At 65.4% G+C, this 11,574-nt stretch carries 11 protein-coding genes; 6 read left to right on the top strand and 5 right to left on the bottom strand.

Annotated features, from left to right (window positions below):
- Window positions 1-54: 54 nt before the first annotated feature.
- A complete protein-coding gene (locus tag F3J45_RS18510; protein WP_167065864.1) occupies window positions 55-420 on the bottom strand; it encodes a PilZ domain-containing protein in 366 nt (121 codons plus the stop codon).
- A gap of 166 nt (window positions 421-586) precedes the next feature.
- Here F3J45_RS18510 and F3J45_RS18505 point away from each other — a divergent pair, with 166 nt between their 5' ends.
- The 3 genes from F3J45_RS18505 to yjiA all read left to right on the top strand — a co-directional run bounded on the left by F3J45_RS18505 (window position 587) and on the right by yjiA (window position 3,921).
- Complete coding sequence (locus F3J45_RS18505) at window positions 587-2,653, top strand: carbon starvation CstA family protein (RefSeq protein ID WP_167065861.1); 2,067 nt, start codon at window positions 587-589, stop codon at window positions 2,651-2,653.
- 13 nt (window positions 2,654-2,666) lie between these two features.
- Window positions 2,667-2,864 carry a YbdD/YjiX family protein gene (locus F3J45_RS18500; RefSeq protein ID WP_167065858.1) on the top strand — a complete coding sequence of 66 codons (198 nt, stop codon included), beginning with the start codon at window positions 2,667-2,669 and terminating at the stop codon, window positions 2,862-2,864.
- 79 nt (window positions 2,865-2,943) lie between these two features.
- The gene (gene yjiA / locus F3J45_RS18495; protein WP_167065855.1) at window positions 2,944-3,921 is read left to right on the top strand and encodes a GTPase; all 978 of its coding nucleotides are present in this window, start codon (window positions 2,944-2,946) and stop codon (window positions 3,919-3,921) included.
- On the opposite strand, the gene F3J45_RS18490 is transcribed toward yjiA, so the two are convergent.
- From F3J45_RS18490 to F3J45_RS18475, 4 genes are all read right to left on the bottom strand, one after another.
- Window positions 3,887-5,368 carry a methylenetetrahydrofolate reductase C-terminal domain-containing protein gene (locus tag F3J45_RS18490; RefSeq protein ID WP_167065852.1) on the bottom strand — a complete coding sequence of 494 codons (1,482 nt, stop codon included), beginning with the start codon at window positions 5,366-5,368 and terminating at the stop codon, window positions 3,887-3,889. The two genes, yjiA and F3J45_RS18490, sit on opposite strands and share 35 nt — an antisense overlap.
- Window positions 5,369-5,550: 182 nt before the next feature.
- Entirely contained in the window at window positions 5,551-6,729 is a 1,179-nt protein-coding gene (locus F3J45_RS18485) for an acetyl-CoA C-acetyltransferase (RefSeq protein ID WP_167065849.1), read from the bottom strand.
- Between the two features lie 60 nt (window positions 6,730-6,789).
- The gene (locus tag F3J45_RS18480) at window positions 6,790-8,202 is read right to left on the bottom strand and encodes an ATP-binding protein (protein WP_167065846.1); all 1,413 of its coding nucleotides are present in this window, start codon (window positions 8,200-8,202) and stop codon (window positions 6,790-6,792) included.
- Window positions 8,199-8,864 carry a response regulator gene (locus tag F3J45_RS18475; protein WP_167065844.1) on the bottom strand — a complete coding sequence of 222 codons (666 nt, stop codon included), beginning with the start codon at window positions 8,862-8,864 and terminating at the stop codon, window positions 8,199-8,201. Before F3J45_RS18475 ends, F3J45_RS18480 begins: the two co-directional genes overlap by 4 nt.
- A gap of 147 nt (window positions 8,865-9,011) precedes the next feature.
- On the opposite strand from F3J45_RS18475, the gene F3J45_RS18470 reads away from it, so the two are divergent.
- From F3J45_RS18470 to F3J45_RS18460, 3 genes are read left to right on the top strand one after another with little or no spacing between them, the layout of a single operon-like run.
- Window positions 9,012-9,278 carry a PepSY domain-containing protein gene (locus F3J45_RS18470; RefSeq protein WP_167065841.1) on the top strand — a complete coding sequence of 89 codons (267 nt, stop codon included), beginning with the start codon at window positions 9,012-9,014 and terminating at the stop codon, window positions 9,276-9,278.
- Window positions 9,278-9,817, top strand: a complete 540-nt coding sequence (locus F3J45_RS18465; RefSeq protein ID WP_167065838.1) for a cytochrome b/b6 domain-containing protein — start codon at window positions 9,278-9,280, stop codon at window positions 9,815-9,817. The genes F3J45_RS18470 and F3J45_RS18465 overlap by 1 nt, the downstream gene beginning before the upstream one ends.
- Before the next feature lie 21 nt (window positions 9,818-9,838).
- Window positions 9,839-11,524, top strand: a complete 1,686-nt coding sequence (locus tag F3J45_RS18460; RefSeq protein ID WP_167065835.1) for a phosphoethanolamine transferase — start codon at window positions 9,839-9,841, stop codon at window positions 11,522-11,524.
- Window positions 11,525-11,574: the final 50 nt, after the last annotated feature.

The raw sequence follows: 11,574 nt of genomic DNA, 5'->3' as shown, positions 1-11,574 counted from the left end.
GTCTGGGTAGACAAGAAACAGAAGGTGGGAAGGCGGGTAGCTAGCTAACAGATTTCATTCTTCGATAAGTTCGCGCAGCTCGCGCATCATTTCGGTGCTGTCGGCCAGGTTCAATTCCACAAGACGGTGCAAATGGCTCATCGAATCGACGTCGATGTACAGGCACACGAACCCCAGGCGCGCGGCTTCCTCATGGCGCAGTTCCACCTGCATCTGCACGCGCACCTCGGGGTTGAGGTGGATGACCGCATCGAAATCCTGGCTCAGGTCGGCATCCCACGGCTCGGGGCGCTTGACCAGCATGCCCTTGAGCGACAGGTCCAGCAGTTTTACCGGCCAGCGGCGGTCGCCCTGGCGCAGTTCGGTGGGGGCATCGAAGTCGATGCGCTGGAAGCGGCGGCGTTCGTCGTGATCGCTCATGGGGCAGGTCCTCGGGTGACATCCTGACTATAGTTAGTTGGATAGGTACATCAGGTACCGCAATCTGGCCGCAGAGGCTCTAGACCAAAGCAAGTATGGCAATGCGCGATGACACGCCCTAGACTCGGTGGGCGGTCTTTTCCAATCCACCAGCTGGAAGTAAACCATGAACAACAATAATAGCCTGCTACGCCACGTTCCGTGGCTGGCGCTGGCAGTCATAGGAGCCTGCGCGCTGGGTGTGGTTGCCCTGCGCCGTGGGGAAGCAGTCAATGCCTTGTGGATCGTGGTTGCGGCAGTGGCCATCTATCTGGTCGCGTATCGCTATTACAGCCTGTTCATCGCCACCAAGGTGATGCAACTCGACCCACGCCGAGCCACCCCTGCGGTGCTCAACAACGACGGCCTGGACTACGTCCCGACCAACAAGCACATTCTTTTTGGCCATCACTTCGCTGCCATCGCAGGTGCCGGCCCGCTGGTCGGCCCGGTACTGGCCGCACAGATGGGCTACCTGCCCGGCACGTTGTGGCTGATTGCCGGCGTGGTACTGGCCGGTGCCGTGCAGGACTTCATGGTCCTGTTCCTGTCCACCCGCCGCAACGGCCGCTCCCTGGGCGACATGGTGCGCGAGGAAATGGGCCGCATTCCAGGCACCATCGCCCTGTTCGGCTGCTTCCTGATCATGATCATCATCCTCGCGGTGCTGGCGCTGATCGTGGTCAAGGCCCTGGCCGAAAGCCCTTGGGGCATGTTCACGGTGATGGCGACCATCCCGATCGCCATGTTCATGGGCATCTACATGCGCTATATCCGCCCGGGCCGCATCGGCGAGATCTCGGTGGTGGGCGTGGTCCTGCTGCTGACGTCGATCTGGCTGGGGGGCCAGATCGCCGCGGATCCGGTGTGGGGCCCGGCCTTCACCTTCACCGGCGTGCAGATCACCTGGATGCTGGTGGGCTACGGTTTCGTCGCCGCCGTGCTGCCGGTGTGGCTGGTGCTGGCACCGCGTGACTACCTGTCGACCTTCCTCAAGATCGGCACCATCGTCGCCCTGGCCATCGGCATCCTGGTGCTTGCGCCAGAGCTGAAGATGCCGGCACTGACCCAGTTCACCGACGGCACGGGCCCGGTGTGGAAGGGCACCCTGTTCCCGTTCCTGTTCATCACCATCGCCTGTGGCGCGGTGTCTGGCTTCCACGCGCTGATCTCCTCGGGGACCACGCCGAAGCTGCTGGACAACGAAACCAACGCCCGCTACATCGGCTATGGCGGCATGCTGATGGAGTCGTTCGTCGCCATCATGGCCATGGTTGCCGCCTCGGTGATCGAGCCGGGCGTGTACTTCGCCATGAACAGCCCGGCCGCCGTGGTGGGCAGTGACGTCACTGCCGTGGCGCAAACCGTGAGCAGCTGGGGCTTCATGATTACCCCTGACCAGCTCGAAGCCGTGGCCCGCGACATCGGCGAGCACACCGTGCTGGCCCGCGCCGGCGGTGCACCGACCCTGGCCGTGGGTATCGCGCAGATCCTGCACCAAGTGTTGCCGGGTGAAAACACCATGGCCTTCTGGTACCACTTCGCGATTCTGTTCGAGGCGCTGTTCATCCTGACCGCCGTGGACGCCGGTACCCGTGCCGGGCGCTTCATGCTGCAAGACCTGCTGGGCAGCTTCGTGCCGGCCCTCAAGCGCACCGAGTCGTGGACCGCCAACCTGATCGGCACCGCAGGCTGCGTGGCGCTGTGGGGTTACCTGCTGTACCAGGGCGTGATCGACCCGTTGGGTGGCATCAACACCTTGTGGCCGCTGTTCGGCATCTCCAACCAGATGCTGGCCGGTATCGCCCTGATGCTTGGCACCGTGGTGCTGATCAAGATGAAGCGCGAGCGCTACATCTGGGTCACCCTGTTGCCGGCTGCCTGGCTGCTGATCTGCACCACCGCCGCGGGCCTGATTAAGCTGTTCGACCCCAACCCGGCCGTTGGCTTCCTGGCCCTGGCCAAGAAGTACAGCACGGCGCTGGACGCCGGCCAGGTGTTGGCCCCGGCCAAGGACGTTGGCCAGATGCAGCACGTGATCTTCAACGCCTACACCAACGCCGGGCTGACCATCCTGTTCCTGCTGGTGGTGTTCAGCGTGCTGTTCTTCGCCCTGAAGGTCGGCTATGCCGCCCTTGGCCGCAAGGAGCGCAGCGACAAGGAAACCCCGTTCCAGGCCCTGCCTGACGCTTGAGAGGACTGCAGTGATGTTCAACGACCTGGGTCGACTGGGTAAGTACCTGGGGCAGGCAGCCCGCCTGATGGTCGGCATGCCCGACTACGACAACTATGTCGAGCACATGCAGAAGAACCACCCGGACCAACCGGTGATGAGCTACGAGGCGTTCTTCCGCGAACGCCAGGAAGCGCGTTACGGTGGCAAGTCCGGGCCCAAGTGCTGTTGAACCCGCGACACGTGCAAACCTGTGGGAGGCCGGGCAACCGGCCTCCCACAGTCATTTTCAGTTTCAGGAGATTTTTCGCGTGCAGACGCCCATTCCCGTCACCGTGCTCACCGGCTTTCTCGGCGCCGGCAAGACCACGCTGCTCAAGCATATGCTCAAGGCCGAGCACGGCCTGAAGATCGCCGTGATCGAAAACGAATTCAGCGACGCCGGTATCGACAGCCAGTTGCTGGGCGACGAACCGGTACAGGTCATGACCCTGGCCAACGGGTGCGTGTGCTGCAGCATCCACGGCGACCTGACCCGCGCCCTGTACCTGCTGCTCGAACGCCTGGACGCCGGCGAAATCGCCTTCGACCGCCTGGTGATCGAGTGCACCGGCCTTGCCGACCCGGCACCGGTGGCGCAAACCTTCTTCATCGACGAGGAACTGCGTGAGCGCTATATCCTCGACGGCATCATCACCCTGGTCGATGCCGCCCATGCCGACCAGCACCTGGCCCAGGCCATCGCCCAGGCCCAGGTCGGTTTTGCCGACCGCCTGCTGCTGAGCAAGACCGACCTGGTGGAGCCTGCCGTGGTCGATGCCCTGCGCGAGCGCCTGGCCCGGATCAATGGCCGGGCGGCCATTCGCGTGGTTGAGCATGGCCGTATCGACCTGGCCGAACTGCTCGATGTGCGCGGCTTCAACCTCAACCCGGACCTGGGCGCCAACCTCAAGCCAAGCCTGCGCCCAGTGCTTGCACCGGCCAAGCCGGACCGCATCTCGACCCTGGTGCTGCGCAGCGAAACCGCCCTGGACATCGACCGCCTCAGCGACTTCATGAACCAATTGCTGGAAACCCATGGCAAGCAATTGCTGCGCTACAAGGGTGTGCTGAACATCGCCGGTGACGACCGCCGCCTGGTGTTCCAGGGCGTGCTCAAGCTCTATGGCTTTGACTGGGATGCCGAGTGGGCCGAAGGCGAAACGCGCGAGAGCGTGATGGTGTTCATTGCCGACGACTTGCCTGAAGCCACGATCAGGGCTGGGTTCGAGGCGCTGGCTGCGGGCTGAGGCGGCGGGTCGAGGGCGCTTCGAACCACTGCGGCCAGGAGCTGCGGTGGCGGGTGTTAACGTCGATGCACGGAATCAAGCGCTCAGTGAGCACCGCCGTTTGGCCCACGGCCTTGGCGGTGCGGTACTTCACGCTGTGGATGCATTCGCGGTCGCCGAACTCGCAACGGTTCAGCGCCGTGCCACCGCAGGGCCCGTTGGCCAGGCCCTTGGGGCAGGTTTCCGGGCAGGTGTACAGCGTGTCTTCCAGGCGGCAGCGGCCACAGGTGTCGCAGCCCACCATCGGGCGCTTGATGGCCCGCTCCAACCCGTGCAGTACGCGGGCACCGCCCGGTGTGGCCCACAGCGGTTGGCCCACGGCCCAGCCGAAGGCCTTGCTCAGCCAGTTCTGGCGGCTGAACAGCAGCGAGTGGGCAGTGTGCAGCACGTGGTAGCGCAGTTTCTCCCTGGGCGAGGCCGTGACGGTTGACTGCCCGTCACGCCAGTTTGCCTCGGGTGGGTGGAAGGCCACGGCGGGCAGGCCGGGCATCTGCCAGCTGTCGGCCCAGGCCGGGGCCCACTGTTGCAGCGAGCTGATTCGCCCTTGCCAGTGCTCAAGGCGCTGCTCCAGGGCGAGGAGCTGCTTGAGTTCGTGAATCCCCGACAGGTGCACGCCTGCGTACCCCATCAGTTTCACGCCAATGATCTGCAGGGCCAGGCGGTCGACACTGCGCGCCTGGGCGAATGCCTTGGATACCGCGGTTTCAGCTTCGAGCATGTCGCGCATCGACGGTGACACGGTCACCCCGGCAACATGCTCAAGCATCGCGGCGCGGCCATGGGTCAGGCTCATCAGGCAGGCGAGCATGGGCTTGGGGGCGGCCTGGCGCTGCATCCAGTGCATGGCTTCCTGGTGCTTGGCGGCGTCGAAGCCCAGTTGCAGGGTGAGGAAGTCGGCACCGGCGGCGAGCTTCTTCTCGGCCTTGAAATACTGGGCTCCGCCTTCTTCCTCGCGGTACTTGAACGGGTTGAGCGCAGCGCCCAGCAGCCAGTGCGGGCATGCCTGGCGGGCGACCTGCAGGGCGGCGACCGATTCCAGGTAGCGTACCGGCCGCTCACCCGGCTGGTGCCCGGGCAGGCGGTCGCCGGTGAGCAGCAACAACTGGTCGAGGCCGGCGGCGTCCATGCGTTGCAGCTGGGCCAGCAGGTGGTGGCGTTCGCGGTCCTTGCCGGAGAAGTGCGGCAGGGCAGGCTGCGGGGTGCTGAACGAGGCGAGGGCGTCCAGCGGCGAGAGATCCAGCGGGCTGCCGACCCGGTCGCCAATGGCCACGGTCATGGGCCAGCCGCACAGGTGCCCGCGGGCCATGATCGCCTCCATGGCGGCGAAGCGCTCCGCCGATGGCTTGGGGACGAATTCCATGACGCAGACGAAGGTGTTTTCGCGCAGCGCGGCTTTGAGCGGGCTCATGGGGTGAGGGCACCTGGAGGGTTCAGGTTGGCATTGTGCCGGAAGGTGATGGGCGGGGTCATGTCCGGGGGCGCAGCGGGCTGCTCTGAACGAGACATTGGCGTTTTCCGTTCTGGCCCTACCGCTGTGTAGGAGCGGGCTAGCCCCGCGAAAGGGCCGGCCCTGCTTTCATCCCCCTCGAATCAACGCTCGATCGCCAAGGCAACCCCCTGGCCACCACCGATGCACAAGGTCGCCAGCCCTTTGCGGGCATCGCGCTTGATCATTTCGTGCAACAAGGTCACCAGCACCCGGCACCCAGACGCCCCGATCGGGTGCCCCAGGGCAATCGCACCGCCATTGACGTTAACCTTCGAGGCATCCCACTCCAGCGCCTTGCCCACCGCCAGCGCCTGGGCGGCAAACGCTTCATTGGCCTCGATCAAATCCAGCTCGGCCAGTTGCCAGCCGGCCTTGGCCAGGCAGCGTTCGGTGGCCGACACCGGGCCAATGCCCATGATCGCCGGGTCCACGCCCGCACTGGCATAACCGGCAACCTTCGCCAGCACCGGCAACCCCAGGGCCTTGGCCTTGGCAGCGCTCATCATCAGCACCGCAGCGGCGCCGTCGTTGAGGCTGGAGGCATTGCCGGCGGTGACGCTGCCATCCTTCTTGAACGCCGGGCGCAGCTTGGCCAGCGATTGGGCGGTGGTTTCCGGGCGCGGCTGCTCGTCACGGTCGAACACCTTGGGTTCGCCCTTTTTTTGCGGCAACACGATGGGGGTGATTTCGTCCTGGAAGCGGCCTGCCTCGATGGCGGCCACGGCCTTGCGCTGGGACTCGGCGGCGAAGGCATCCTGTTGTTCGCGGCTGAGGCCGAACTTCTCGACCAGGTTCTCGGCGGTGATGCCCATGTGGTAGTCGTTGAAGGCGTCCCACAGGCCGTCGCTGATCATGCTGTCGATCAGTTGGCCATGGCCCATGCGCTGGCCGGTGCGGGCCGACGGCATCACATAGGGCGCCAGGCTCATGTTTTCCTGGCCGCCGGCGATCACCACCTCGGCGTCGCCGCAGCGAATCGCCTGGGCAGCCAGGTGCAGGGCCTTGAGCCCCGAACCGCACACCTTGTTCAGGGTCAGCGCCGGAACGCTGAACGGCAGGCCGGCCTTGACCGCGGCTTGGCGCGCCGGGTTTTGCCCGGCACCGGCGGTGAGTACCTGGCCGAGGATCACCTCGTCGACCTGGGCCGGGTCCAGCCCGGTCTGTTGCAGCAACTGCTTGATCACTGCTGCACCGAGGTCGACGGCGGGCACATTGGCCAGGGCACCCTGGAAGCTGCCGATGGCGGTGCGGGTTGCGGCGACGATGACCACGTCGTTCATGTTGTTGTTCTCCGGGCAATGGGCGTAGTGCCGCCAGCATCGGCGGGATTGGCTGATTTGTTAAGTTTGTTTTTCTTGTTGATTGATCTGGAAAACAAATGAATGGGGCTGGCCATGGGCGGGGCACGTGGGCAGCTGCACGCTTACCCCAAGGCCGCCTTCGGCGCGGTTGAAGTAGCCAAGGCGCCCTCCCAGTTGCCCCACCACCAACGCCACGATCGCCAGCCCCAGCCCCGCGCCGTTGGCATTGTTGGCGCTGTAGAAGCGGTCGCTCAGGCGCGTCAGCAGGTGCGCCTCGACCCCTGGGCCCTGGTCCAGCACCTGCAGTTCCAGCCAGCCGTCCTTGTTGGCCAGCACTACTTGGATCTCGCTGCCCGCTGGGCTGAACTGCAGGGCATTGCCCACCAGGTTCTGCAGCATCACGGTGATCGCCGCCGGGTCGGCGAAAACCTGGCACGGGCCGTCATCGAGCAGGATCAGCTCGACGTCCTGGCGGATCGCCAGCGGCGTCAGTTCGGCAAGTTCCTCACGCACGCAGGCATCCAGGCGCAGCGCTTGGCGTGCCTGGCTCAGCGGCTCCAGCCGGGCCATGGTCAGTAACTGGCTGGCCAGCCGGGTGGCACGGGCCACGCCCTGTTCAAGGTAGCCCAGGGCCTCGTCGCGCTCGCTTGCGCTGGCCGCGTGGCGGGCGTTGCTGGCGTGAATGGCCAGCACCGCCAGGGGCGTGCGCAATTCGTGGGCGGCATCGGCAATGAAGCGGCGTTCGCGCTCCAGCAGCGCCTGCATCTGCCGCAGTTGATGGTTCAGGGCATTGGCCATCGGCGCCAGCTCTGCCGGCAGGTGCTCGCTGGCCAGCGGCTCGGCGCTGTCGACCAGGCGGTTACGCAGTTGCAGGGCCAGGCGCTGCAACGGTTGCAGGCCCCAGCCCAGCAGCAGCCAGATCAGCAGCACCAGCACGGGGATGCCGAGCAGAGCGGGGGTGAGGGCCTGCTTGGCGATGCGCTGGATCAGGTCCTTGCGCAGGTCATCGCGCTCACCCACCCAGATCAGCAGGCCGCGCTGCGGGTCTTCCAGCAGCACACCACACCAGTCCTGGCCCTGGTGCAGCAGGTCGTGGATGCCGGGCGCCGGTGGCGTGGCGAAGGGCGGGGCATCGTCCGAGCGCATCAGCAACTGGCCGTCCTGGCGCCACACCTGGAATGCCAGGTTCATTTCGTAGGGGTGGCTGAGGATCTGCTTGCCCGACAGGCCCATGGCCTGTTCCAGGGCATCCCGCACGGCCTGCCAGTCCTGGGTGGCCGGCATCAGCCGGAACAGGCCCTGCAGCACCCGTGCCGCTTGCACCAGTTGGGCGTCGTAGACGTTCTCGATTTCATGATGATCGTCGCGCACGGCGGTCAGCACCAGGCCCAGGCTACCCACCAGCACCAGCAGCAGGGTTGGCAGCAGAATACGGGCACGCAGGGCGATCACCGGGGCGCCTCGATCAGGTAACCGACGCCGCGCACGGTGCGAATCAGGGTGTTGTCGAGCTTGCGCCGCAGGTTGTGAATCAGCACTTCCAGGGTGTTGCCCGGGCCGGACTCCTGCCAGCCGTACAAGGCTTCGGCCAGGCGTTCGCGGGTCAGCACCGCGCCCGGGCGGGCGAGCAGTTGATGCAGCAACTGAAATTCCATTGGGGTCAGGGCCACCGGGTTGCCCCGGAAGTGCACTTTGCGGCGTGCCGGGTCGAGGCTGACCCCGGCGTGCTCCAGCAGCGGCTGCGCGCGGCCCTGGCTGCGGCGCAGCAGGGCGCGGATGCGGGCCTTGAGCTCGTCGACGTCGAAGGGCTTGACCAGGTAGTCGTCGGCGCCGCTGTCCAGGCCCTGGATACGGTCGCCGGTGGCGTCGCGGGCAGTCAGTACCAGTACCGGCACATCGCCCTGGGCTTTGCTGCGCAGGGCGCGCAGCAGGCTCAGGCCGTCCTTGCGCGGCAGGCCGAGGTCGAGCAGCACCAGGTCGAACCGCTCGCTGTCCAGGGCATGCCCGGCCTCCAGCCCGTCGGCCAGCCAATCGAGGGTATAGCCCTCGCCGCGCAGGGCAACGCGAATGCCCTGGGCGAGGGCTTTGTCATCTTCCACCAGCAGCACGCGCATGGTCCGGCTCTCCTGTGCAAGGCGCCATGATGGCGGCTGCCAGGCCGTTCGGCAGGGGGGAAATGTAACAGGCAGTGACCTACTAAGCTTTCACTAAGCTTGCGCCACGCATAGTGCTGCCATCACCCCCCACTGGAGCTTATCGCCATGCGTACCCTGATTGCCTGCGCCCTGCTGCTGGGCAGCGGTTCGGCCTTCGCCGCCACACAATGCACCACCGCCGACAAAAGCACCTGGCAGAACCCGGACGCATTCCAGGCCCAGCTCAAGGAGCAGGGCTACAAGATCAACAAGTTCAAGGTGACCAAAGGCAACTGTTACGAAATCTACGGCTTCAACAAGGACGGCAAGAAGGTCGAGATCTACCATGACCCGGTCACCGGCAAGGCGATCAAGAGCGAGATCAAGGACTGATGCCCGCCGCCACGGTGCGGCTCTGGGACCCTCTGCTGCGGCTGTGCCACGTGTCGATCGCCACGGTGTTCTTCGCCAACTATTTCTTCAACGAAGAGGGTGATGGCTGGCACCGCTGGCTTGGCTACTACGCAGTCGGCTGCGTGATGCTGCGCCTGGTGTGGGGCTTCGTCGGGCCGCAGAGCGCCCGCTGGGCCGATTTCTGGCCCACACCGGCCCGGCTGGCAGCCCATGGGCGGGCACTGGTGCAAGGCCGGCCCTTCCATCGCATGGGCCACTCACCCATTGGTGCGTTGGTGATGGTGCTGATGCTCGCCTGCATGGCTGCCCTGGGCCTGACCGGCTTTCTGATGGAAGAAGTCGATGCCCTGTGGGGCGCGGACTGGCCGCTGAACGTGCACAGTTTCATTGCCGATGCCTTGCTGGCGCTGGTTGCCGTGCATGTGCTGGCAGCGGTGGTCGAGAGCGTGCGCCTGGGCGAGAACCTACCGCTGTCGATGCTGACTGGGCGCCGTCGGCGCATTCCTGACGACCACTGATCACGAGTATTCCCGATGTTGATGCACATTACCCTCCGGCGCGGCGGCGAAACCGGCGCGGCCTGGCTGCGCCTGCTCGCCCTGGCCAGCCTGAGTTGCCTGTTGCTGTTGGCCGATGACTTTATCCAGCAGTTGTTCACACCGGCCAACCGCGCCGAACTCGAAGCGGGTTGGGTTGCCGGCCTGTGGCTGTTCTGCCTGGCCTTGTGGCTGTGCAACCTGCGTGTGCTGGTGGTGGCGATTCTGCTGCTGTTCGCGACGATGCAGGTGCTGCAACTGGCAACTGTCAGCTTCATTGGCGAGCCGCTGAGTGCCATCGATATCCGCAGCTTGCTGCGCGAGCCGGGCGAGGTCTGGGAAACCGCCAGGCACAGCCTGGCCGAGCACTGGCCGGCCCTGGCCAGCGTGCTGGTGCCTTATGGGCTGTTGATCGGCGTGCACTGGGTGCTGCCCAAGCACGTCGCACTGCCTGCCAGCCGCTGGGCCCTGGTGCTGATCGCCGTGGTGCTGCTGGCCAAGCCCTACCGTGCGACCTATCGCAACCTCGATTCATTCACCCCGGGGCCGACCCGCAGTGGGCTGCACAACAGCCTCAACGCGTTCTCGGCCTGGGCCGTGCGCCTGGCGTTCAAGCCTGAACTGGCAGTGCCCCAGGCGCCCTACGCGCCGTATCGGTTAAACGCGGTGCCCAGCACGGCCAGGCATGTGTGGCTGGTGGTGGCCGATTCCCTGCGTAGCGAACGCCTTAGCCTCTATGGCTATGCGCGGCAAACCACGCCCAGGCTCGACGCCTACCTGGCCGGGCACCCCAGCGCGCTGGTGCGCCCCGGCATTTCGGCGGGGGTGGCCACGGATGTCAGCCTGCCCTACCTGCTGAACCCGATTCGCGAGCCGGGCCAGGACCACCGGCTGCGCAGCGGCGAGGTCAACCTGTTCCGCTTCGCCCGTGAAGCGGGGCTGCGTACCCACTGGATCTCGTCACAGGAGTCACGCCTGCTGGCGCACCTGGGCAGCCGCTACCTGGATGTATCGATCACCCGCGAGGATCACCCGCTGCGCTTTCTCCAGCAGCAGGATCGGGCCCTGCTCGGCATCCTCGACCAGCAGGCATTCGCCGAGCGCAACTTCGTGGTGCTCAACCTGCGTACCGCGCACCTGCCTTATGCACGCAACTACCTGAATGAAGCAGCCCAAGCACCCTGGCCAGACAACGGGCCGCAGGCCCAGGCCAATGCCTATGACAACTCGATTCACTACCTCGACGGCCTGCTGGCAGAGGTGCTGGAGCGTTTCGAACGCCTGGAAGGTGAGCGCTACCTGGTCATCACCGGTGACCATGGTCAGCGCCTGGGCGAAAATGGCAAGTGGGGGCACAACGCGCTGGTACCGGAAGTGACCGATGTGCCGGTGATCGTGGTGGCCCGCGAAGCGCCGCCCCAGGCACTGGACGCCCTGTTGCCGGAGCGCTGGGTCAGCCATTACGAAATTGGCCATTGGCTCGCGTCGAAGTTGGGGACCCGTATCGACAACCCCAATTGGCGGGCGGGTGAGTATTTCGTGCATGGGAAGTTGCTGTTCAGCGACAACTTCATCCAGCCTGTGTGCGAAACGCCAGCGGGCCTGTTGCATATGAAACCCTTGCAGTTGAGCGAGATGTTTGCCAATCGCCAGGCAAGTGCTGCCCCGTGTGAGATGACGAGCAATTGATTCACGCCTCATCCCGGGTGCGGGGCGGGTTTTCCGGCAGGGTTGATCGC

The organism is Pantoea sp. Ap-967 (assembly GCF_011752565.1).
In the GTDB taxonomy this organism is placed as follows: Bacteria; Pseudomonadota; Gammaproteobacteria; order Pseudomonadales; family Pseudomonadaceae; genus Aquipseudomonas.
This window is presented reverse-complemented; position numbering and strand designations above follow the sequence as displayed.